Below are 23382 nucleotides of genomic sequence, written 5' to 3' on the forward strand. Positions count from 1 at the left end.
GAATCGACGCCGTGCGCCTTTTCATCACGCTTTTGCTCGGTTGCCTGCTGTGGCAACCGGCGCTGGCCGCCCCCGTGCCGACCGAGACCCAGCTCAAACAGGAGCTGAAGCAGGCGGAAAGCAGCAAAAACGCGCCGAATCAGGCGGAAACCACCGAGGCGCTGCAAAGCGCCCTCAACTGGCTGACGGAGCGCAAAGAGTCGCAGACTCGCTCCGAACAGTATCAGAGGGTGATCGACGATTTTCCGAAGATGACGCAGGAGCTGCGCCGTCAGCTGGTGCTGGAAAGCAACAAGATCTTGCCTAACGGCGACGATCTGCCGGCCGCCGAGCTGGAACAGCAGATCCTGCAAACCAGCAGCCTGCTGCTGGAACAGGCGCGCCTGCTGCAGCAAGAACAGGATCGCACGCGGGAGATCAGCGATTCGCTCGGCCAGCTGCCGCAGCAGCAGACCGACGCCCGCCGTGCGCTGACGGAAGTGCAGCGCCGCCTGCAGGCGCAGCCCGCCAACCCGACCACACCGTATGCGCAGGCCGCCCTGGCCCTGCTGCAGGCCGAAGCCGCGGCGCGCAAAGCCAAAGTGGACGAGCTGGAGCTGGCGCAGCTGTCGGCCAACAACCGTCAGGAGCTGGCGCGCATGCGCGCCGAGGTCTATAAAAAGCGCCACGAGAAAATAGACGTTCAGCTGCAGGCGCTGCGCAATAACCTCAACGCCCAACGCCAACGCGAAGCAGAGCTGGCGCTGGAAAAAACCGAGCAGTTGGCCGAGCAGAACGGCGATTTGCCAAAAAGCATCAGCCAGCAGCTGCAGATCAACCGCGAACTGTCCGCCGCGCTGAACAGCCAGGCGCAGCGCATGGATCTGATTTCATCGCAGCAGCGGCAGGCGGCGGCGCAGACGCTGCAGGTGCGCCAGGCGCTGAGCACCATCATCGAGCAGGCCCAGTGGCTCGGTTCGTCGTCGGCGCTGGGGGAAACCCTGCGCGCCCAGGTGGCGACACTGCCGGAAATGCCCAAGCCGCAACAGCTGGACGGCGACATGGCCCAGCTGCGCGTGCAGCGCCTGCAGTTTGAAAACCAGCTGGAAAAACTGTCGCAGCGCGAATTCAAACGCGACGACGGCAGCGCGCTGACCAATCAGGAGCAACGCATCGTCGATGCCCAGCTGCGCACCCAGCGCGAGCTGCTCAACTCGTTGTTATCCGGGTGCGACACCCAAATCCTCGAGCTGACCAAGCTGAAGGTGGCCAACACCCAGCTGATCGAAGCGTTGAACGAAATTCGCGACGCCACCCACCGCTATCTGTTCTGGGTGCCGGACGTCAATCCGATCAACTTCTCCTACCCGCTCAACGTGGCGCACGATCTGACGCGCGTCCTGTCGCTGGACACGCTGTCTCAACTCGGCGGCGCCTTCATGATGATGGTGACCAGCCGCGAAACGCTGATCCCGATCTTCGGCGCCCTGCTGCTGGTGATTTTCAGCATCAGCTCGCGCAAGCACTACCACGCCTTCCTCGAGCGCGCGAGCAGCCGCGTCGGCAAGGTGACGCAGGACGAATTCTTCCTGACGGTGCGCACCGTGTTCTGGTCGATTCTGGTGGCGATGCCGCTGCCGGTGCTGTGGGCCGCGCTCGGTTACGGCCTGCAAAGCGCCTGGAACTACCCGGTGGCGGAAGCGATCGGCAAAGGGGTAACCGCCACGCTGCCGATCCTGTGGATCTGCATGATCTGCGCCGCCTTCGCCCACCCGCAGGGGCTGTTCATCGTGCACTTCCGCTGGCCGGCGAAGCAGGTTTCGCGCGCCATGCGCTACTACAAGATGTCGATCTGGCTGATCGTGCCGCTGATCATGGCGCTGATCACCTTCGATAGCCTGAAAGAACGCGAGTTCGCCAACACCCTGGGGCGGCTGTGCTTCATCCTGCTGTGTCTGGCGCTGGCGCTGGTCACCCACAGCCTGAAACGCGCCGGCATTCCGCTGTATCTGGATAAAAACGGCTCCGGCGACAACATGCTCAACAGCGCCTTCTGGGGGCTGCTGCTGTCGGCGCCGCTGCTGGCGGCGCTGGCCTCGACCGTCGGTTACCTCACCACCGCGCAGGCGCTGTTGGCGCGTCTGGAAACTTCGGTGGCGATCTGGTTCCTGCTGCTGGTCGTCTACCACATCATCCGCCGTTGGATGTTGATCCAGCGGCGGCGCATCGCCTTCGATCGCGCCAAGCAGCGCCGCGCCGACATTCTGGCCCAGCGCGCCCGCGGCGAAGACGAAACTTCACATACCCCGAACAGCACCGAAGGCGCCATCGATCCGGACGATTCGGACTTCGATCTGGACACCATCAGCGCCCAGTCGCTGCGGCTGGTGCGTTCGATCCTGACGCTGATCGCGCTGGTGTCGGTGATCGTACTGTGGTCGGAGATCCACTCCGCGTTCGCCTTCCTGGAAAACATCTCGCTGTGGGACGTAACCTCGACGGTGAACGGCGTGGAAACCGCCCATCCGATCACCCTCGGCGCGGTTCTGATCGCCATTCTGGTGTTGATCATCACCATGCAGCTGGTGCGCAACCTGCCGGCGCTGCTGGAGCTGGCGGTGCTGCAGCACCTGGATCTGTCCCCGGGCACCGGCTACGCCATCACCACCATCACCAAGTACCTGCTGCTGCTGTTCGGCGCGGTGCTCAGCTTCGCCTGGATCGGCATCGAATGGTCGAAACTGCAGTGGGTGGTTACCGCGCTCAGTCTGGGGTTGGGCTTCGGCATGCAGGAGATCTTCTCCAACTTCATCTCCGGCTTGATCATCCTGTTCGAGAAACCGATCCGCATCGGCGACACCGTGACGATCCGCAATCTGACCGGCACCGTCACCAAGATCAATACCCGCGCCACCACCATCTCGGACTGGGACCGCAAAGAGATCATCGTGCCGAACAAAGCGTTTATCACCGAGCAGTTCGTCAACTGGTCGCTGTCGGATACCCTGACCCGTGTGGTGCTGACCGTACCGGCGCCGGGCGAGGCCAACAGCGAAGAAGTGACCAAGATCCTGATGAACGCCGCCGAGCGCTGCGCGCTGGTGCTGGATAACCCGGCGCCGGAGGTCTATCTGGTCGATCTGCAACAAGGCATTCAGATCTTCGAGATGCGTATTTACGCCGCCGAGATGGGCCACCGTATGCCGCTGCGCCATGAGATCCACCAACTGATCCTGGCGGGCTACCGCGAGCACGGCATCACGCTGCCGTACCCGCCGTTCCAGGTGCGTACCGAGACGCTGTCGCGGCTAACCAACAACGGCCGCACGCCGCCGTCCACGCCGGCGCCGAACACCAAGCGCGACGCCGGGGGGCTATAAGCGCTTCTCGCGATAAAAAAAGGGGGTCGGCAAATGCCGACCCCCTTTTTGCTTTTTCGCCGCCTGAAACGTCAGGCGATCCCGACCGGGAAGGCTAATACGTCGCTCAGGCTCTCGGCGCCCAGCGCCAGCATCACCAGACGATCCACGCCCAGCGCCACGCCGGAACACTCCGGCATGCCGTGCTGCAATGCCGCCAACAGGTTGTAGTCGATCGGTTGCTGCGGCAGGCCGCGCTCCGCGCGTTTGCGGTTGTCCTGCTCGAAGCGCTGCTGTTGTTCACGGCCGTCGGTAAGCTCGCGGAAACCGTTCGCCAGCTCGATACCCTTGAAGTACACCTCGAAACGCTCCGCCACGCGGTGGTCTTCGGTGCTGATCTCCGCCAACGCCGCCTGGCTAGCCGGGAAGTGGTACACGAACGCCGGTTTTTCACGGCCGATATGCGGTTCCACGCCCACGGTGAACAGCAGCTGCAGCAGCGTATCGCGATCTTCTTCGGTATCGGCGATGTTGCTCAGATCGAGTTTGGCCGCTGCTTCGCGCAGCTGCGCCTTCTCCGCCGACAGCGGATCGATGTCCAGATGGCGCAGGAACGCCTGCTGATAGGACAGGGTCTCCGCGCTCTCGCAGTCCAGCACCTGCTGCAGCAGATCGTCCACTTCATTCATCAGGCGGTACATGTCGTAGTGCGGACGGTACCACTCCAGCATGGTGAATTCCGGGTTGTGATGCCGCCCGGCTTCTTCATTGCGGAAGCTGCGCCCCATTTGGTAGATCGGGCCGCTGCCCGCCGCCAGCAGGCGCTTCATGTGATATTCCGGGCTGGTCATCATGTATAGCGTCAGGCCTTCTGCCGCCCCCGGCCCGACGAAACGCGTCTCGAACGGGAACAGGTGAACGTCGGTGACCGTCGCCTGGCTCATGGTGGGCGTCTCAACTTCCAGCACGCCACGATCGGCGAAGAAACGCCGGATCTCAGCCAGAATCGCTGCGCGTTTCAACAAATTGGCGATGGGTGCACTAGGCTGCCAGCTTGCCGTTTCGCTCATGGTAATTAACTCCGAAATCAAACAGGGGATGCAGTCTACTCGCATCCTTGCAGCCAAACAAATTCTTCAGGATGCGCAACCGGCGATAACGCCAATTTCCGATAAAAGGGCGGCAAAAGCGCGTTAAAAAGGGTAAAGCCGGCCGAACGCGCAAAAAAACAGACAAGCCTGCCGGGCAAGCGTTAATCGACAAAACAATCGATCACATCAAATTTCGACTACTTAACTTTAGGTATAGTTAATTCCCCATTATTGGTGGGAGATATCTATCCTTAACCTTTAAGCAACATTAATCGGTTCAATTAGTTAGCACCCGAAGAGTTCGCTAAATTTTAAGCATAGATATTTAACTTGCCGTTCTTAACAAGAACATTGGAGGAATGCAGTGCAAACCTTTAACGCCGATCTTGCCATTATTGGGGCCGGGGGCGCTGGTTTACGTGCAGCAATAGCCGCAGCGGAAGCCAATCCCCAACTGAAAATCGCGCTGATCTCTAAGGTCTACCCGATGCGCAGCCACACGGTCGCCGCCGAGGGGGGCTCCGCCGCCGTCACCCAGGATCACGATACCTTCGACTATCACTTCCACGACACCGTCGCCGGCGGCGACTGGCTGTGCGAGCAGGACGTGGTCGATCACTTCGTGCATCAGTGCCCGCGCGAGATGACCCAGCTTGAGCAGTGGGGCTGCCCGTGGAGCCGTAAACCGGACGGTTCGGTCAACGTGCGGCGCTTCGGTGGCATGAAGATCGAACGCACCTGGTTCGCCGCCGACAAGACCGGCTTCCACATGCTGCACACCCTGTTCCAGACCTCGCTGAAATACCCGCAAATCCAACGCTTCGACGAGCACTTCGTGCTGGATATCCTGGTGGATGACGGCCAGGCGCGCGGCCTGGTGGCGCTCAACATGATGGAAGGCACCCGCGTGCAGATCCGCGCCAACGCGGTGGTGATGGCCACCGGCGGCGCCGGGCGCGTTTATCGCTACAACACCAACGGCGGCATCGTTACCGGCGACGGCATGGGCATGGCGTTCCACCACGGCGTACCGCTGCGCGACATGGAGTTCGTGCAGTATCACCCGACCGGCCTGCCCGGTTCCGGCATCCTGATGACCGAGGGCTGCCGCGGCGAAGGCGGCATTCTGGTGAACAAAGACGGCTACCGTTACCTGCAAGACTACGGCATGGGCCCGGAAACCCCGCTGGGCGAGCCGAAGAACAAATACATGGAGCTGGGCCCGCGCGATAAAGTGTCCCAGGCCTTCTGGCACGAATGGCGCGCCGGCCGCACCATCGCCACCCCACGCGGCGACGTGGTCTACCTCGATCTGCGCCATCTGGGCGAGAAAAAGCTGCTGGAGCGGCTGCCGTTCATCTGCGAACTGGCCAAGGCCTACGTCGGCGTCGATCCGGTGAAAGATCCGATCCCGGTGCGCCCTACCGCGCACTACACCATGGGCGGCATTGAAACCGACCAGAACTGTGAAACCCGCATCAAGGGGCTGTTCGCGGTCGGCGAGTGCTCCTCCGTCGGCCTGCACGGCGCCAACCGCCTCGGCTCCAACTCGCTGGCGGAACTGGTGGTGTTCGGCCGCGTCGCCGGTGAGCACGCGGCGCGCCGCGCGCTGGAAACCGCGCCGGCCAACGGCAGCGCGCTGGATGCGCAAACCCGCGACGTCGAAACCCGCCTGGGCAACCTGATGAAGCAGGAAGGCAACGAAAACTGGGCGAAGATCCGCGACGAAATGGGGCTGTCGATGGAAGAAGGCTGCGGCATCTACCGCACGCCGGAGCTGATGCAAAAAACCATCGATAAGCTGGCCGAGCTGAAAGAACGTTTCAAGCGCGTCAAAATCACCGACAACACCAGCGTGTTCAATACCGATCTGCTGTACACCATCGAGCTGGGTTATGGTCTGGACGTCGCTGAATGCATGGCGCACTCCGCATTTAACCGCAAAGAGTCGCGCGGCGCCCACCAGCGCCTGGACGAAGGCTGCACCGAGCGTGACGACGTCAACTTCCTCAAGCATACGCTGGCATTCCACAATCCGCAGGGCGCGCCGCGTCTTGAATACAGCGACGTGAAAATCACCAAGCTGCCGCCGGCCAAACGCGTCTACGGCGCAGAAGCCGAAGCGCAGGAGAAAAAGAATAAGGAGCAGGCAAATGGCTGAGATGCAAACCCTGAAGATCGAAGTCATGCGCTATAACCCGGAAAGCGACGCCGAGCCGCATTTCGTCACTTACGCCGTGCCTTACGACGAACAGACCTCGTTGCTCGATGCGCTGGGCTACATCAAGGATAACCTGGCGCCGGACCTCTCCTACCGCTGGTCTTGCCGCATGGCGATCTGCGGCTCCTGCGGCATGATGGTCAACCGCGTGCCGAAGCTGGCGTGCAAAACCTTCCTGCGCGACTACGTCGGCGGCATGAAGGTCGAAGCGCTGGGCAACTTCCCGATCGAGCGCGATCTGGTGGTCGACATGACCCACTTCATCGAAAGCCTGGAGGCGATCAAACCGTACATCATCGGCAACGATCGCAAACCGGAGGATGGCCCGAACGTGCAGACTCCCGCGCAGATGGCCAAATACCACCAGTTCTCCGGCTGCATCAACTGCGGCCTGTGCTATGCGGCGTGCCCGCAGTTCGGCCTCAACCCCGAGTTTATCGGCCCGGCGGCGATCACGCTGGCGCACCGCTATAACCTGGACAACCGCGACCACGGCAAGAAACAGCGCATGCCGCAGCTCAACGGCCAAAACGGCGTCTGGAGCTGCACCTTCGTCGGCTATTGCTCCGAAGTCTGTCCGAAACACGTCGATCCCGCCGCCGCTATCCAGCAAGGCAAGGTGGAGAGCGCCAAAGACTTCATGATCGCCATGTTGAAGCCGCAATAAGGGAGAAAATTGCCATGACAACTCAACGTAAGCCCTATGTGCGCACCATGACGCCCACCTGGTGGCAAAAGCTCGGCTTCTACCGTTTCTACATGCTGCGCGAAGGCACCTCGGTGCTGGCGGTCTGGTTCAGCATCGTGCTGCTCTACGGCGTGTTCGCGCTGAAGGGCGGCGCCGAGAGCTGGGCCGGCTTCGTCGGTTTCTTGCAGAATCCGCTGGTGCTGTTAATCAACGTCGTCGCATTGCTGGCGGCGGCGCTGCACACCAAAACCTGGTTCGATCTGGCGCCGAAGGCCGCCAATATCGTGGTCAACAGCGAGAAAATGGGACCGGGCCCCATCGTGAAAGGGCTGTGGGCCGTCACGATCGTCGTCAGCGTGGTCATCCTGGCCGTGGCCCTGTTCTAATCCGGAGGAAACATGATAAATCAAGCACCTAAACGCTCCGACGAGCCGGTTTTCTGGGGATTGTTCGGCGCCGGCGGCATGTGGGGCGCGATCGTCGCGCCGGCTATCGTGCTGCTGGTCGGCATCCTGCTGCCGCTGGGGCTGTTCCCCGGTGAAGCGCTGGGTTACGAGCGCGTGCTGGCGTTCTGCCAGAGCCTGATCGGCCGCCTGTTCCTGCTGCTGATGATCATTCTGCCGCTGTGGTGCGGCCTGCACCGCATCCACCATGCGATGCACGATCTGAAGATCCACGTGCCGGCCGGCAAGTGGGTGTTCTACGGTCTGGCGGCAATCCTCAGCGTCGTCACCGTCATCGGCGTCGTCACTCTGTAAACCGCTCGGGTGGCCAACGCCCGTTGGCCGCCCTTTTCTCATCGGCTACACTGTCTACTCGCCCCCGGTAAACAGGAGTCACCGATGCGTTTATGGTCAAAGCTTTGCGTCATGCTTTCCGCCCTGCTCTCCGTCGCCTGCAGCGTCTCCCCGCCTAAAGACATCAAGGTCGTGAACAATTTCGACAGCCAGCGCTATCTCGGCACCTGGTATGAGATCGCACGTCTGGATCATCGTTTTGAACGCGGTTTGCAGCAGGTGACCGCCCATTACAGCCCGCGCGCCGACGGCGGACTGAACGTCATCAATCGCGGCTTCAATCCGCAGAAACAGCAATGGCAAGAAAGCGAAGGCAAAGCCTACTTTATCGGTTCACCGCAGGTCGCGGCGCTGAAAGTGTCGTTCTTCGGCCCTTTCTATGGCGGCTACAACGTGATTGCCCTGGATCCGGCGTATGGCTACGCGCTGGTTTGCGGCCCGAACCGCGACTATCTGTGGATCCTGTCGCGCACGCCGACGCTTGACGCCGCCGTGCGCGACCGTTTATTGCAGACAGCCAAAGGCTACGGTTTCGCCACCGACAAGCTGATCTGGGTGCAGCAGTCCGCCGATCACTGACTGCTGAACTTCAGCCCGAGTATGCCGACCACGATCAGGCACAGGCTGATGATGCGCGCGATATTGGTCGATTCGCCCAACAGCACCATGCCCATGATGGCCGCGCCCACCGCGCCGATGCCGGTCCACACCGCGTAGGCGGTGCCGGCGGGCAGCGTTTTCATGGCGTTGGCCAACAGCAACATGCTGACCACCATCGCGGCGATGGTGATGATGCTCGGCGTCAGCCGGGTAAAACCGTGGGTGTATTTCAGACCGATAGCCCAAACCACTTCGAGCAAACCGGCGATAAGCAGAATAATCCAGGCCATGAGACGGCCTCCCTACCACTGGGGTCGTCCCCGATAAAATGACGCGTAAACGGGTCGTCCCGTTTAGCGAGGTGATGCATGACGGGTAACCTCACCCGCACTGCGGCAGGATAGCAGCAGCGTTAACGCTCAGGCAAGGGATAGAAATGTGGCGGCTCTCCGCAGCCGGAACGCCGCCGGGTGGAATGCGGATTATTCCGCGCTGCGCTGAATAGCCTTGCCGCCGGCCTGAATGTCTTCACCCACACCGCGGGTGGTATTACAGGCGGTCAGCGAGCTCAAAATCATCAAAGAGAAGATCGCGATAATACTTTTCTTCAGCATAAGAAAGTCCTTATTTGTCGTTGATGAAAAAGTACGGCTTTCTAAGCGTAGTCAAAATTGACGGAGGGTGTGGGATCGTGACCGGCTTTGTGGCGCAAATACATCGGGTTAAAGGCGGGATCAGCTGGCCGTGCGGGAGATGGCGCCGCCGAGATGCTGAACGTCTTCGCCGAAACCGCGAAACGTATTGCAACTGCTGAGGGAGAAAAGGAACAACAGGGAGAGCACGGCCAACAGCGTTTTCTTGAACATGCGGATTTTCTGCCAACGAACGGGGATGGGATAAAACAGAGGAACCGCGGGGGTTCCTCTGTTTTGAAACTTACTTAACGCGAGAGACGTATTCGCCAGAGCGAGTGTCAACCTTGATCACTTCGCCGATCTGGACGAACAACGGCACTTTTACCACGGCGCCGGTGCTCAGGGTAGCCGGCTTGCCGCCAGTCCCTGCGGTATCGCCTTTCAGGCCAGGATCGGTATCGGTGATTTCCGCTTCGATGAAGTTCGGCGGCTGAACGGCGATTGGACGGCCATCCCACAGGGTGATGATGCACTCTGCGTTATCCTGCAGCCATTTGGCCGCGTCGCCGACGGTTTTGCCGTCAACCTGATGCTGTTCGAAAGACTCAGGGTGCATGAAGTGATAGAACTCACCGTCGCTGTACAGGTAGTTCATGTTGGTGTCCATCACGTCTGCGCCTTCGCAAGAATCGGTAGACTTGAAGGTTTTTTCCACGCGGGTGCCGGTCAGCAGACGGCGCATTTTCACGCGCGCGAACGCCTGGCCTTTGCCCGGCTTAACGAACTCACTGGCTTCGACGGCGTAAGGTTCGCCCTCGAACATGATTTTAAGACCCGGACGGAAATCGTTGCTAGAATAAGTCGCCATGATGGCCCTCTGAATATTTGAACTGGTAGCTTAGCCAAAAAAATGGCACACATTATAACCCAAAGTACGGCACATAGAGAAGATTGGTTGCATCAACTCGCCGATGTTATTACCGATCCCGATGAATTACTGCAGCTTTTGTCACTGAATACGCACCCGGAACTGCCGCAGGGGCGCGATGCCCGTCGGCTGTTTGCCCTGCGCGTGCCGCGCGCCTTCGCTGCGCGCATGCGCCCCGGCGATGCCAACGACCCGCTGCTGCGCCAGGTGCTGACCGCCAGAGAGGAGTTCATCAACGCCCCAGGGTTCACCACCGATCCGCTGGATGAACAGCGCAGCGTGGTGCCGGGCCTGCTGCACAAATACCGCAATCGCGCGCTGCTGCTGGTCAAAGGCGGCTGTGCGGTCAACTGCCGTTACTGTTTCCGCCGTCACTTCCCCTATCAGGATAATCAGGGCAACAAGAACAACTGGCGGCAGGCGCTGGATTATATCCGCCAACACCCGGAACTGGACGAGATCATTTTTTCCGGCGGCGATCCGCTGATGGCCAAAGACAGCGAGCTGGAGTGGCTGGTCGGCGAGCTGGAGGCCATCCCGCACCTGAAACGCCTGCGCATTCACACCCGTCTGCCGGTGGTGATCCCGGCGCGCATTACGCCGGCGCTGTGCCGCCTGCTGTCGGCCTCGCGCCTGCAGGTGCTGATGGTCACCCACATCAACCACGCCAACGAAATCGACCGCGAGCTGCAGAGCGCCATGGCCCAGCTGCGCCTCGCCGGCGTCACGCTGCTCAACCAGAGCGTGCTGCTGCGCGACGTCAACGACGATGCCGATACGCTGGCGGCGCTCAGCAACGCGCTGTTCGACGCCGGCATCCTGCCCTATTACATCCACGTGCTGGACAAGGTGCAGGGCGCGGCGCATTTCATGGTCAGCGACGATGAAGCGCGCGTCATCATGCAGGCGCTGCTGAGCAAAGTGTCCGGTTATCTGGTGCCGCGCCTGACGCGTGAAGTGGGCGGCGAACCGAGCAAAACGCCGATCGACCTGCGCCTGATGCAGGAGTGACGCGCGCCACAGGGCTCGACGAAACGAAAAGAGGAATGCCGTGGCATTCCTCTTTTTTATCTCTTCGCGGCGTTAGGCCTCAGCGCCTTACGGGCACTTGTAAACCTGGCCGACCATTTTGCTGTCCAGCGGCGCGAAGCTGGAGAGCAGGTTCTGGCTTGGGCTGTTGGCGCCGTAAATGACGTTGCCGCCCATCGCCGCTGCCTTGTTGCGCAGATCGTTGGCCGCACCGCGCATGGAGCTGCCTTCACCGCCGTTGCCGGACAGCCAGTTGCTCTGGGTGCCGGTCACTTCCCCCAGCAGCTGGCATTCCGCCGCCGGCTTGCTGTCGGTGAACTTGATCTGCTGACCCGCAGCGGTCAGTTCATGAGTGGTGCTGCAACCCGCCAGCAGCATCGCTGCCGAAAGACCCAGTAAGGCTTTAATCCGCATCTTGTTCCCCATTCGATGTTGAGAATTACGCAAAATCTTCTACCCGTCGCCTTTCAAGCTGTAGCGTTGTTGACTGCACTCGCTCACCCCAGTTACTTACTCAAGTAAGCGCCTGGGGACTCACGAGCTGGCCGCCTAGCTACAACTTGAAATTCATAGGGTATATCAGAAAGCGATGCCATCTCTTAAGCATCCGTTGCCACGCGAGCGGGCCAACGTCTTGAGCGACAGCTGATGACTTACCAGTTTACCAGCTAAATCGCCCCGGGCGGCAAAAATATCATCAAATACAGTGCGGCGGCGTTATACCCAACCGGCAACGGCCGCCGATGCCTGCGCCAGCTCTTCGCCCTGACGCGGTTCCCCCTCCGCCAGTTTGAATACCGCCACCGCCTGCGCCAGCAGGGCCGCCTGTTCCTCCACGCCGACGGCGGTGGTCGCCACCTCCTCCACCAGCGCGGCATTCTGCTGGGTCACCTGATCCATCTGGGTCACCGCCACCCCGACCTGCTCGACGCCTTTGCTTTGCTCTTCCGACGCATAGGAGATGTTATCCATCAGCGACGTCACCTGGTTCACCGAGCCGACGATGGCATTCATCGTCTCGCCCGCCTGTTCAACCAGCCGCACGCCGGCGGCGATATCGCCGGTTACGCCGTCGACCAGACCGCTGATCTCCTTGGCCGAAGTCGCGCAGCGCTGCGCCAGATTGCGCACTTCGCCGGCTACCACCGCAAAACCCCGCCCCTGCTCCCCGGCACGCGCGGCCTCGACGGCGGCGTTCAGCGCCAGAATGTTGGTCTGGAAGGCGATGCCGTCGATCACGCTGGTGATATCCCCCACCTGACGCGCGCTGTCGTTGATCGCCCGCATCTTGTCGACCGCGCTGGCCATCAGCGTTTCGCCGTTGCGGGCAATGGCGGCGGTCTGATTGACCATGCCGGCGGCCTGAGTGGCGTTATCGGCGTTTTGCCGCACCGTGGCGGTGATCTGCTCCATGCTGGCGGCGGTTTCCGTCAGCGCGCTGGCTTGTTCTTCAGTGCGGCTGGAGAGATCGGCGTTGCCGACGGCGATCTCGTGCGTACCGTGGTTGATCGACTCCACACCGTCACGCACCTGCTGCACGGTGGCACTCAGCTCCTGCTGCATCGTCCGCAGGCTGGCGAACAGCATGCCGATCTCATTGTTGTTGCGTACCGCGATCTCGCTACGTAGATCGCCACGCCCAACCTTTTGCAAATGTTCGGCGATCTGGCGCAGCGGCAGAATCAAGCGCCGGCGGAAATCACGCTGCACGGCGACCAGCAGCAGCAGGATCGCCGCCAGGGTGCCGCTCAGCAGACGGGCGAAGACTTTTTGGGTCTGCTCCGCCTCTTCCACTGCCAGACGGTGGGCGGCCACCGTGGCCCGCATGTAGTCGGCAAACTGGTTATCCAGCCGCTGGCGCACCTGGCGCTTCTCTGCCGCCATGGCGTGCAGCCGCTCGATCAGCGCCGCCTGCGGCGTGTCGGCCAACAACGTCAGTTCTTGCTTCAGCACCGCCAGCTGCGCCAGGTAGACCTTTTTCATCGCCTCGCCCAGATCCGGGCGCGATACCGTCAGGCCCGGCGTCTCCCAAAACAGGTTGAACGCGACGTCGGCGCTGCGCAGCTCACCGCGCGCCTCATCGATACCCTGTTGAATATCGGCTCTGCTGGTCTGCGCCCAGCGCTCGAACGCCATGTTGTCGATCAGCGTCTGCGTTTGCAGCAAAGCACGCCAACTGCGGTTCAGCGCCGCTTCCTCGTCGGAGAAGGTGCTCATCCTGTCGATGCTGTGGCCGTTTTGCTGCATGAAATAGAAGGCGATGGCGCCGGTTCCCATGGGCATCAAGCCCAGCAGCAACAGCATCAACATCAGCCAGGTGGCTATTTTCATATTTTTCAGCATAAGTCGTCTCCGTTGACAGTCACACCGGCGAGGGGAAATTCCCCGCTCGGTAAGGGCTATATCGGTACGAAACGACAACGGTTTAGGGTAAAAGCAAAATAATGCAATAATTCATTCAGTGAACTAATAACAAGCTAAATAAACATTCTTTTTATTGATTTTTAAGCTAAAAAAAACCCCGGTCATTTGACCGGGGCTTTCAGCACACAAGCGTGTGGGGGATGATTACATCATGCCGCCCATACCGCCCATGCCACCCATGCCGCCTGCTGCGCCCAGATCTGGTGCGTCAGCCTTCGGCAGGTCGGTGACCATGCATTCGGTGGTGATCATCAGGCCAGCCACGGAAGCCGCGTACTGCAGAGCAGAACGGGTCACTTTGGTTGGATCCAGGATACCCATCGCGATCATGTCGCCGTATTCTTCAGAGTAAGCGTTGTAGCCGTAGCTGCCTTCGCCCGCTTTCACCTGGTTGGCGATAACGGAAGCTTCTTCACCGGCGTTGACCACGATCTGACGCAGAGGGGCTTCCATTGCGCGCAGCGCAACTTTGATACCCACGTTCTGGTCTTCGTTGTCGCCTTTCAGCGCGGCGATTTTGCCTGCAACGCGGATCAGCGCTACGCCGCCGCCGGCAACCACGCCTTCTTCCACTGCGGCGCGGGTCGCGTGCAGGGCGTCTTCAACGCGGGCTTTCTTCTCTTTCATTTCAACTTCAGTGGCTGCGCCAACCTTGATAACGGCAACGCCGCCGGCCAGTTTCGCTACGCGCTCCTGCAGTTTTTCACGATCGTAGTCAGAGGTCGCTTCTTCGATCTGCTGACGAATTTGAGCAACGCGGCCCTGGATGGTCGCTTCGTCGCCCACGCCATCGATGATGATGGTGGTGTCTTTGTTGATGACAACGCGTTTCGCCTGACCCAGGTCTTCCAGGGTGGCTTTTTCCAGCTCCAGACCGATCTCTTCAGAGATAACGGTACCGGCAGTCAGGGTAGCGATGTCCTGCAGCATGGCTTTACGACGGTCGCCGAAGCCAGGCGCCTTAACGGCAGCCACTTTCACGATGCCGCGCATGGTGTTGACCACCAGGGTCGCCAGCGCTTCACCTTCAACGTCTTCAGCGATGATCAGCAGCGGTTTGCCTGCTTTGGCAACGGCTTCCAGCACCGGCAGCATTTCGCGGATGTTGGAGATCTTCTTGTCAGCCAGCAGGATGAACGGGCTTTCCAGCTCAACAGAACCGGTTTCCGGCTTGTTGATGAAGTATGGGGACAGGTAACCGCGGTCGAACTGCATACCTTCAACCACGTCCAGCTCGTCTTGCAGGCCGGTGCCTTCTTCAACGGTGATAACGCCTTCTTTGCCCACTTTCTCCATCGCTTCCGCGATCAGTTTACCCACGGTTTCGTCGGAGTTGGCGGAGATGGTGCCGACCTGAGCGATAGCTTTGGAATCGGAGCAAGGTACGGACAGTTTTTTCAGTTCTTCAACCGCAGCGACAACCGCTTTGTCGATGCCGCGCTTCAGATCCATCGGGTTCATGCCTGCAGCAACCGCTTTCAGGCCTTCGGTGATGATGGATTGAGCCAGTACGGTTGCAGTGGTGGTGCCGTCGCCCGCCGCGTCGTTCGCTTTGGAGGCCACTTCTTTCACCATCTGTGCGCCCATGTTCTCGAACTTGTCTTCCAGTTCGATTTCACGCGCAACGGAAACGCCGTCTTTGGTGATGGTCGGTGCGCCGAAAGATTTATCCAGCACTACGTTGCGGCCTTTCGGGCCCAGGGTCACTTTTACTGCATCAGCGAGAACATTCACGCCGCGGAGCATTTTCACGCGAGCGTCATTGCCGAATTTTACGTCTTTAGCTGCCATTGGTATTTCCCTTCAACTCGTTCAGTTCAGAAGATAAAGCGCAATTACGCTTCAACAATTGCCAGAATGTCGCTTTCGGACATGATCAACACTTCTTCATTGTCGATCTTCTCTGCTTTCACGCCGTAGCCGTCGTTGAAAATCACGATATCGCCAACTTTCACATCCAGCGGTTGGATGTTGCCGTTTTCCAGCACACGCCCTTTACCCACTGCAACCACTTCACCGCGAGTGGATTTACCCGCAGCAGAGCCAGTCAGGACGATGCCGCCAGCAGATTTTGATTCAACTTCTTTGCGCTTGACGATAACGCGGTCATGCAATGGACGAATACTCATTGAACGCTCTCCTGTAAGAAGGTCTCTATCAGATTTAGGGTTGTACACCGGATGGTTGTTATTACCGGCCTCGTGGCATTTGAGATGGGGGCGTTCCAGCCCCCTTCAAGGGGGCGAACAAAAAAAAATTTCGCATTTTTGGTCCGACGAGTGCCGCAGAGATGAAAAACGCGGCCAGAGCCGCGTTTGCTTAACGATCGTGAGGTTTGCGATCCTCGTCCGGGCGGTGTTCCAGCACCGGGCGTTCGTCGTCCTTGCGCTGGAATTCGCCGTCGAAGGTATTGCCGTTGGCGGCGTCGCCGCCCGTCCAACCGCCGGGGCGATACACCGACAGGTGCGGCATCAGTTTCAGCGTCAGCGATTTTTGCACCGGCGGCAGCAGCAGCAACAGGCCGAGGAAATCGGTGAAGAAACCCGGTATCAGCAGCAGGAAGCCCGCCAGCACCAGCGAAACGCTTTTCACCATTTCCGCCGCCGGGCTTTCGCCGGCCGCCAGTTTTTGCTGCATCTGCACGAAGGTTTTCATGCCCTGATTGCGCACCAGCGAAATGCCGACGCAGGAGCTGAACACCACCAGCAGCAGGGTGACAGCCACGCCGAGCACGGCGGCGACTTTGATAAAGATGGATATTTCTATGTAAGCCAGCAGAAATATCAGCAGTAGCGGTAACCAGCGCACCTGGTTCTCCTATCGGTAGGTAAGGCACGGCCGCCACGGGGCGACGGCGCGAAAAAAGAGGCCGTAAACGGCCGACACTATTACAATGAGGGCATCCCCCCACCATTTCAACCGAGAGCCGGTTTTTATTGCTAAAGTTCACAAACGTGAAAGAAGTCACAGAACCGAAAAAGGGCATATCCTTAAACACCATAAGGTGATCTGGATTCAGTCATTTCTTACCAACCAGCATATGATCTGGGCAGCTACGGGCGATTTGGTTAATCGTTTCACGCCCCAAGCCTTCGGCAATATTAATTTAGGCTGTGCCCTTACTAGCCTTGACCTGACAAATTATTAATTCGGCAGCAACACATAGAGAAGGTTCTCATGTCAAACAACATTCGTATCGAAGAAGACCTGTTAGGAACACGTGAAGTCCCCGCAGACGCTTACTACGGAGTTCACACTCTGCGTGCGATTGAAAACTTCTACATCAGCAACAGCAAAATCAGCGATGTCCCCGAGTTCGTTCGCGGCATGGTGATGGTGAAAAAGGCCGCGGCGATGGCCAACAAAGAACTCAAAACCATCCCGCGCAAAATCGCCGACTTGATCATCCAGGCCTGCGACGAGGTGCTGGATAAAGGCAAGTGCATGGATCAGTTCCCGGTGGACGTATTCCAGGGCGGCGCGGGCACCTCGCTGAACATGAACACCAACGAAGTGCTGGCGAACATCGGCCTGGAGCTGATGGGCCATCAAAAAGGCGAATACCAGTACCTGAACCCGAACGATCACCTCAATAAATGCCAGTCCACCAACGACGCCTACCCAACCGGGTTCCGCATCGCGGTGTACGCCTCCAACCAGAAACTGATCGACGCCATCAACCAGCTGCGCGAAGGCTTCGATCGCAAGGCGAAAGAGTTCGAAACCATCCTGAAAATGGGCCGCACCCAGCTGCAGGACGCGGTGCCGATGACCCTCGGCCAGGAATTCCACGCCTTCAGCGTGCTGCTGAACGAAGAGACCCGCAACCTGCACCGCACCGCGGAGCTGCTGCTGGAAGTGAACCTCGGCGCCACCGCCATCGGCACCGCGCTCAACACCCCGGAAGGCTACCAGCCGCTGGCGGTGCAAAAACTGGCGGAAGTCAGCGGCCTGCCGGTGGTGCCGGCGGAAGACCTGATCGAAGCCACCTCCGACTGCGGCGCCTACGTGATGGTGCACAGCGCGCTCAAACGCCTGGCGGTAAAACTGTCCAAAATCTGTAACGACCTGCGCCTGCTCTCCTCCGGCCCGCGCGCCGGCCTGAACGAAATCAACCTGCCGGAGCTGCAGGCGGGATCGTCCATCATGCCGGCCAAAGTGAATCCGGTGGTGCCGGAAGTGGTCAATCAGGTGTGTTTCAAGGTGATTGGCAACGACACTTGCGTTACCATGGCGGCCGAAGCGGGCCAGCTGCAGCTGAACGTGATGGAGCCGGTGATCGGCCAGGCGATGTTCGAGTCGATCCACATCCTGACCAACGCCTGCTACAACCTGCTGGAAAAATGCATTAACGGCATCACCGCGAATAAAGAAGTCTGCGAACACTACGTCTTCAACTCGATCGGTATCGTCACCTATCTGAACCCGTTCATCGGCCACCATAACGGTGACATCGTCGGGAAGATCTGCGCCGAAACCGGCAAGAGCGTGCGCGAAGTGGTGCTGGAACGCGGCCTGCTGACCGAAGCCGAGCTGGATGACATCTTCTCCGTGGAGAACCTGATGCACCCGGCCTATAAAGCCAAACGCTATACGGATGAAAATGAACAATAACAGACCTACCCGGTAGCCCTGAAAGGCACGCTAAATCCTCTGGATAGCGTGCCTTTTTACTTTTAGGCGCCCACAAAATTTTAACGTTTTATTTTCAATTTACACCCTAAATCATTGGGACTGCATCAAGGCGGCAAGAGCGCAAGTCCCCAGGAGCTTACTCAAGTAAGTGACTGGGGTGAGCGCTCGCAGCCAACACCGATGCAGTTTCAAGGATGACGGGAAATCTCATTTTAAGGAGTAAACACTATGCTAGCCGTAGAATTGGTTATCGTTCTGCTGGCCATCTTTTTAGGGGCCAGGTTGGGCGGTATCGGTATCGGGTTCGCGGGGGGACTGGGCGTATTGGCGCTGGCGCTGATCGGCGTCAAACCGGGCAACATTCCCTTCGACGTCATCTCCATCATCATGGCGGTGATTGCGGCGATCTCCGCCATGCAGGTCGCCGGGGGGATGGACTACCTGGTGCAGCAGACCGAAAAACTGCTGCGCAAGAACCCCAAGCACATCACCATTCTCGCCCCTATCGTCACCTACTTCCTGACCATCTTCGCCGGCACCGGCAATATCTCACTCTCGGCGCTGCCGGTGATCGCCGAGGTGGCGAAAGAACAGGGCATCAAGCCTTGCCGCCCGCTGTCGACCGCCGTGGTCTCCGCCCAGATCGCCATCACCGCCTCGCCGATCTCCGCCGCGGTGGTGTACATGTCTTCGGTGATGGAGGGCCACGGCGTCAGCTACCTGCACCTGCTGATGGTGGTGATCCCGTCCACCTTCTGCGCGGTGCTGTTGATGTCGCTGCTGGTGACCTGGCTGTTCGACTCCAAACTGTCTAACGATCCGGTGTACCTGAAACGCCTGGAAGAAGGCCTGATCACCCTGCGCGGCAACAACGCGCTGGCGATCAAACCACGCGCCAAAACCTCGGTGCTGCTGTTCCTGCTCGGCGTGCTGTGCGTGGTCGCCTACGCCATCATCAACAGCCCGGGCCTGGGTCTGGTGGCCAAGCCGCTGATGAACACCACCAACGCCATTCTGATCATCATGCTGAGCGTCGCCACGCTGACCACCCTGCTGTGCCGCGTCGACACCGACATGGTGCTGAACTCCAGCACCTTCAAGGCCGGCATGAGCGCCTGTATCTGTATCCTCGGCGTCGCCTGGCTGGGCGATACTTTCGTCCAGGCCAACATCGATTGGATCAAAGAGACGGCCGGCAGCGTCATTCAGGCGCACCCGTGGCTGCTGGCGGTGATCTTCTTCTTCTGCTCGGCGCTGCTGTACTCGCAGGCCGCCACCGCCAAGGCGCTGATGCCGATGGCGCTGGCGCTGAACGTGTCGCCGCTGACCGCCGTCGCCTCCTTCGCCGCCGTTTCCGGCCTGTTCATCCTGCCGACCTACCCGACATTGGTCGCCGCGGTGCAGATGGATGATACCGGCACCACGCGCATCGGCCGCTTCGTGTTCAACCACCCGTTCTTCATTCCCGGCACCATGGGCGTGATTTTCGCGGTGGTATTCGGCTTCCTGCTCGGCAGCGTCATGCTGTAAGGCGTCGACCGGGGCTGCGGCCCCGGTTTTCTTTCTGGCGATAAACTCGCCTTCTAGCCAATCCGCCTTCAGGGTATAGTGCCCATTCGAACCGATGAGAGGGCTGAAGATGTCTGATTGCGAAGCTGTCGTCATACTCTGTACCGCACCCGATGAAGCCAGCGCCCAGGAACTGGCGGCGCGGGTCTTGGGCGATAAGCTGGCGGCCTGCGCCACGCTGCTGCCCGGCGCCACCTCGCTGTATTACTGGCAAGGGAAGCTGGAACAGGAATACGAAGTGCAGATGCTGTTCAAAAGCGATCGCCGCCGTCAGCAAGCCCTGCTCGACACCCTGAAACAACATCACCCATACCAAACGCCTGAGCTGCTGGTCTTGCCGGTGATGGCCGGAGATAAAGACTACCTGTTATGGATCAACGCTTCATTAAACTGATTTTGCTGCTGTGCAGCCTGTGCTTCCTGCCGCAGGCGGCGCAGGCTTCGCTGTTCGCGCCGAAGGGCGGCAGCCAGTTCGTGCCCGTCGATCAGGCCTTCGCCTTCGATTTCAAACAGCAAGGCGGCCAGGTGACGCTGAACTGGCAGATCCGCCCCGGCTATTACCTGTATCGCCAGCAGATCAAACTGGTGCCGCAGCAGGCGACGCTCGGCGCCTTTACCCTGCCCGAAGGGCTGAGCCACAAGGACGAGTTCTTCGGCGAAGTGGCGATTTTCAAACAGCAGCTGAATCTGCAGGTGCCGCTGCAACAGGCGGCGGCCAACGCCAGCCTCAGCGTCACCTATCAGGGCTGCGCCGAGGCCGGCTTCTGCTACCCGCCGGAAACCCGAACCATCCCGCTGGACGCGGTCAGCGCCACCGCAGCCACGCCGCTCTCGGCCTCTGCACCGGCTGAAGCCCCCGCCGCACCGGCCAGCCTGCCGTTCTCGCCGCTGTGGGCATTGCTGATCGGCATCGGCATCGCCTTCACCCCGTGCGTACTGCCGATGTATCCGCTGATCTCCGGCATCATCCTCGGCCGAGACCGGCCGCAAAGCAGCGGCCGCATTCTGGCGCTGGCGCTGGTTTACGTGCAGGGCATGGCGCTCACCTACACCCTGCTGGGCTTGGTGGTGGCCGCCGCCGGATTGCAGTTCCAGGCGGCGCTGCAGCATCCTTACGTGCTGATTGGCCTGTCGGCGCTGTTCATCGCGCTGGCGCTGTCGATGTTCGGCCTCTATTCCCTGCAGTTGCCCTCGGGGCTGCAAACCCGGCTGGCAAACTGGAGCAACACCCAGCGCGGCGGCTCACTGACCGGCGTGTTCCTGATGGGCGCGCTGGCCGGGCTGATCTGTTCCCCCTGCACCACCGCGCCGCTCAGCGCCATCCTGCTGTATATCGCCCAGAGCGGCAATCTGTGGGCCGGCGGCGGCACGCTGTACCTGTACGCGCTGGGGATGGGCATTCCGCTGGTGATCGTCACCCTGTTCGGCAACCGCCTGCTGCCGCGCAGCGGCCCGTGGATGCAGTACGTGAAAGAGGCCTTCGGCTTCGTCATTCTGGCGCTGCCGGTGTTCCTGCTGGAGCGGGTGATCGGCGATCTGTGGGGCATGCGCCTGTGGAGCCTGCTCGGCCTGGCGTTCTTCGGCTGGGCCTTCGCCCTGAGCCTGAGAAGCGCGCGCGGCTGGGCACGCGCCCTGCAACTTCTGTTGCTGGCGGCGGCGGTGATCGCCGCACGGCCGCTGCAGGACTGGGCTTTCGGCACCGACCAGGCGCAGCAGGCGGCTCAGCCGCACCTGGCCTTTACCCGCATCAACAACGTCGAACAGCTCGATCTCGCGCTGCAACAGGCGCGGGGCAAGCCGGTGATGCTGGATCTGTACGCCGACTGGTGCGTGGCCTGTAAAGAGTTCGAAAAATACACCTTCAGCGACGCCGCGGTGCAGGCAAGCCTGGCCAACGCGGTGCTGCTGCAGGCGGATGTGACCGCCAACGGTGCGGAACAGGCGGCGCTGCTGAAGCACCTGCAGGTGTTGGGGCTGCCGACGATCCTGTTCTTCGATCCGGCAGGCCGCGAGCTGACGGCCGAGCGGGTCACCGGTTTTATGAAGGCGGAAGCCTTCAACGCGCATTTGCAGAAAGTGATGTGATAACTGACACTGAAGATCGGAAGCGAATGGGAGGAAGCACAAGTGCAACGTGAACACGTCCTTGATACCGCGCTGGGCCTGTTGGAACAACAGGGCCTGGCGACCGCCACATTAGAGATGCTGGCGGAAAAACTCGACGTTCAGCCCGGCGATCTCAAACGGTTCTGGCCGGATCGCGAAGCGCTGCTGTACGACTGCCTGCGCTACCACGGCCAACAGATCGACACCTGGCGCCGCCAGCTGCTGCTGGACGAAAACCTGAGCCCGCAGCAAAAACTGCTGGCGCGCTATGACGTGCTGGCGGAATACGTGCAGCAAGACCGCTACCCCGGCTGCCTGTTTATCGCCGCCTGCAGCTTCTTCCCGGAAACGGATCACCCGATCCACCAACTGGCGGAGCAACAGAAGCTGACCTCGCTGGAGCTGACCCGCGAGCTGCTGCGCGACATGGACGCCGACGACGCCGACATGGTGGCGCAGCAAATGGAGCTGATTCAGGAAGGCTGCCTGAGCAAACTGCTGGTAAAACGCCAGCTCCAGGACGTATCGGTCGCCAAACGGCTGGCGGAAGACATCTTGCAGGTGGCGCAGTGCCGCCGCAACGGGGCGTTGAGCTGAATCGGCAGGGTTGACGGCACAGCCAACCCGAGGCGATAGCCCCAACAGGCGCATTTTTTGCGCCCTTTGCCTGAAAAGCCAGCAACCGGAGCCATTTTCGCGTATTTCACGCATAAAGCCGTTGACGGCTTTCGGCCAATACGGTTTAATGCTGCGCGTTGCCCGGATAGCTCAGTCGGTAGAGCAGGGGATTGAAAATCCCCGTGTCCTTGGTTCGATTCCGAGTCCGGGCACCATATTCAGAAGAACCCGCCTATGGCGGGTTTTTCACTTTTTGGGGTACGGACTCTCCATCGAACTGCGTTCGATTATTCGGCCTAAAGGCCTCACCCTACGGGCCAGCGCTAAAGCGCTGTTCAACGCGGCGCCAGCGCCGGTTGTCCGAGTCCGGGCACCATCTTCAGAAGAACCCGCCTATGGCGGGTTTTTTGCTTTCTGAGATACGGACTCTCCATCGAACTGCGTTCGATTATTCGGCCTAAAGGCCTCACCCTGCGGGCCAGCGCTGAAGCGCTGTTCAACCCGGCGCCAGCGACATAGGGCGAATGTTCCCTTGCCTACTTGGCTCCCTCCCCCCACACAAACGTTGGCTTCAAGGATAACCGGGTTACCGTATTCTCGGCATTAAGCGTGAAAGTGGCGGCACCAGGCGAGTCGTGCCCAATTTCGTTGAGGCGGAACTCACTCTCTGGTAAAAATGCTACGCCATACATTTCCGAAGCGA

The 23382-nt window shown here is 60.1% G+C and carries 22 protein-coding genes and 1 tRNA gene; 13 read left to right on the forward strand and 10 right to left on the reverse strand.

Annotated features, from left to right (window positions below; genetic code table 11):
- Positions 1–11: 11 nt before the first annotated feature.
- Positions 12–3359, forward strand: a complete 3348-nt coding sequence (gene mscM / locus ACJ8M3_RS16250; protein ID WP_042783512.1) for a miniconductance mechanosensitive channel MscM — start codon at positions 12–14, stop codon at positions 3357–3359.
- A gap of 71 nt (positions 3360–3430) precedes the next feature.
- Here the strand turns inward: mscM and epmA are convergent, their stop codons facing one another.
- Positions 3431–4408, reverse strand: coding sequence for an elongation factor P--(R)-beta-lysine ligase (gene epmA, locus ACJ8M3_RS16255; RefSeq protein WP_004929681.1), 978 nt, complete (start codon positions 4406–4408; stop codon positions 3431–3433).
- A 385-nt stretch (positions 4409–4793) separates the two neighbouring features.
- Between epmA and frdA the strand changes: the two genes are divergently transcribed.
- The 5 genes from frdA to blc all read left to right on the forward strand — a co-directional run bounded on the left by frdA (position 4794) and on the right by blc (position 8714).
- Positions 4794–6590, forward strand: coding sequence for a fumarate reductase (quinol) flavoprotein subunit (gene frdA, locus ACJ8M3_RS16260; protein WP_047573004.1), 1797 nt, complete (start codon positions 4794–4796; stop codon positions 6588–6590).
- Entirely contained in the window at positions 6583–7317 is a 735-nt protein-coding gene (locus ACJ8M3_RS16265) for a succinate dehydrogenase/fumarate reductase iron-sulfur subunit (protein ID WP_033648713.1), read from the forward strand. The genes frdA and ACJ8M3_RS16265 overlap by 8 nt, the downstream gene beginning before the upstream one ends.
- 14 nt (positions 7318–7331) lie before the next feature.
- The gene (gene frdC, locus ACJ8M3_RS16270; RefSeq protein WP_025305010.1) at positions 7332–7724 is read left to right on the forward strand and encodes a fumarate reductase subunit FrdC; all 393 of its coding nucleotides are present in this window, start codon (positions 7332–7334) and stop codon (positions 7722–7724) included.
- 12 nt (positions 7725–7736) lie between these two features.
- On the forward strand, positions 7737–8096 hold the full coding sequence (gene frdD, locus ACJ8M3_RS16275; RefSeq protein ID WP_004929672.1) for a fumarate reductase subunit FrdD: 360 nt from the start codon (positions 7737–7739) through the stop codon (positions 8094–8096).
- 84 nt (positions 8097–8180) lie between these two features.
- Entirely contained in the window at positions 8181–8714 is a 534-nt protein-coding gene (gene blc / locus ACJ8M3_RS16280; protein ID WP_033641611.1) for an outer membrane lipoprotein Blc, read from the forward strand.
- Here the strand turns inward: blc and sugE are convergent.
- From sugE to efp, 4 genes are all read right to left on the reverse strand, one after another.
- A complete protein-coding gene (sugE, locus tag ACJ8M3_RS16285; protein WP_033641610.1) occupies positions 8708–9025 on the reverse strand; it encodes a quaternary ammonium compound efflux SMR transporter SugE in 318 nt (105 codons plus the stop codon). The genes blc and sugE overlap by 7 nt on opposite strands.
- Before the next feature lie 192 nt (positions 9026–9217).
- Positions 9218–9349, reverse strand: a complete 132-nt coding sequence (locus ACJ8M3_RS16290; RefSeq protein WP_004929668.1) for an entericidin A/B family lipoprotein — start codon at positions 9347–9349, stop codon at positions 9218–9220.
- Positions 9350–9469: 120 nt separating this feature from the next.
- Positions 9470–9601, reverse strand: coding sequence for an entericidin A/B family lipoprotein (locus ACJ8M3_RS16295; RefSeq protein ID WP_004929667.1), 132 nt, complete (start codon positions 9599–9601; stop codon positions 9470–9472).
- A 70-nt stretch (positions 9602–9671) separates the two neighbouring features.
- Positions 9672–10238 (reverse strand): elongation factor P, encoded by a 567-nt coding sequence (efp, locus tag ACJ8M3_RS16300; protein ID WP_004929666.1) that lies wholly within the window; start codon positions 10236–10238, stop codon positions 9672–9674.
- Positions 10239–10280: 42 nt separating this feature from the next.
- Between efp and epmB the strand changes: the two genes are divergently transcribed.
- Positions 10281–11309: an EF-P beta-lysylation protein EpmB gene (gene epmB / locus ACJ8M3_RS16305; protein ID WP_042783506.1), complete on the forward strand. Its 1029-nt coding sequence runs from the start codon at positions 10281–10283 to the stop codon at positions 11307–11309.
- A gap of 87 nt (positions 11310–11396) precedes the next feature.
- Here epmB and ACJ8M3_RS16310 read toward each other — a convergent pair whose 3' ends face one another.
- The 5 genes from ACJ8M3_RS16310 to ACJ8M3_RS16330 form a co-directional block, all read right to left on the reverse strand.
- Positions 11397–11741, reverse strand: a complete 345-nt coding sequence (locus ACJ8M3_RS16310; protein ID WP_025305007.1) for a DUF4156 domain-containing protein — start codon at positions 11739–11741, stop codon at positions 11397–11399.
- Between the two features lie 303 nt (positions 11742–12044).
- Positions 12045–13670 (reverse strand): methyl-accepting chemotaxis protein, encoded by a 1626-nt coding sequence (locus ACJ8M3_RS16315; RefSeq protein WP_089197605.1) that lies wholly within the window; start codon positions 13668–13670, stop codon positions 12045–12047.
- 225 nt (positions 13671–13895) lie between these two features.
- Positions 13896–15542: a chaperonin GroEL gene (gene groL, locus ACJ8M3_RS16320; protein WP_004929662.1), complete on the reverse strand. Its 1647-nt coding sequence runs from the start codon at positions 15540–15542 to the stop codon at positions 13896–13898.
- Positions 15543–15586: 44 nt separating this feature from the next.
- The gene (locus ACJ8M3_RS16325; protein ID WP_004929661.1) at positions 15587–15880 is read right to left on the reverse strand and encodes a co-chaperone GroES; all 294 of its coding nucleotides are present in this window, start codon (positions 15878–15880) and stop codon (positions 15587–15589) included.
- A gap of 190 nt (positions 15881–16070) precedes the next feature.
- Positions 16071–16559, reverse strand: coding sequence for an FxsA family protein (locus ACJ8M3_RS16330; RefSeq protein ID WP_004929660.1), 489 nt, complete (start codon positions 16557–16559; stop codon positions 16071–16073).
- Positions 16560–16928: 369 nt separating this feature from the next.
- On the opposite strand from ACJ8M3_RS16330, the gene aspA reads away from it, so the two are divergent.
- The 6 genes from aspA to ACJ8M3_RS16360 all read left to right on the forward strand — a co-directional run bounded on the left by aspA (position 16929) and on the right by ACJ8M3_RS16360 (position 22894).
- Positions 16929–18365, forward strand: coding sequence for an aspartate ammonia-lyase (gene aspA / locus ACJ8M3_RS16335; protein ID WP_089197604.1), 1437 nt, complete (start codon positions 16929–16931; stop codon positions 18363–18365).
- Between the two features lie 249 nt (positions 18366–18614).
- On the forward strand, positions 18615–19916 hold the full coding sequence (locus ACJ8M3_RS16340) for an anaerobic C4-dicarboxylate transporter (RefSeq protein WP_033641606.1): 1302 nt from the start codon (positions 18615–18617) through the stop codon (positions 19914–19916).
- 109 nt (positions 19917–20025) lie between these two features.
- Positions 20026–20349: a divalent cation tolerance protein CutA gene (gene cutA / locus ACJ8M3_RS16345; protein ID WP_333550451.1), complete on the forward strand. Its 324-nt coding sequence runs from the start codon at positions 20026–20028 to the stop codon at positions 20347–20349.
- Positions 20325–22040: a protein-disulfide reductase DsbD gene (locus tag ACJ8M3_RS16350; RefSeq protein WP_442514706.1), complete on the forward strand. Its 1716-nt coding sequence runs from the start codon at positions 20325–20327 to the stop codon at positions 22038–22040. Before cutA ends, ACJ8M3_RS16350 begins: the two co-directional genes overlap by 25 nt.
- Positions 22041–22082: 42 nt before the next feature.
- Complete coding sequence (dicD, locus tag ACJ8M3_RS16355; protein WP_015376374.1) at positions 22083–22658, forward strand: division control transcriptional repressor DicD; 576 nt, start codon at positions 22083–22085, stop codon at positions 22656–22658.
- Positions 22659–22818: 160 nt separating this feature from the next.
- Positions 22819–22894, forward strand: a tRNA-Phe gene (locus ACJ8M3_RS16360).
- Positions 22895–23382 lie beyond the last annotated feature (488 nt).

This window comes from Serratia sp. CY55921 (assembly GCF_052167655.1).
GTDB lineage: Bacteria > Pseudomonadota > Gammaproteobacteria > Enterobacterales > Enterobacteriaceae > Serratia > Serratia ureilytica.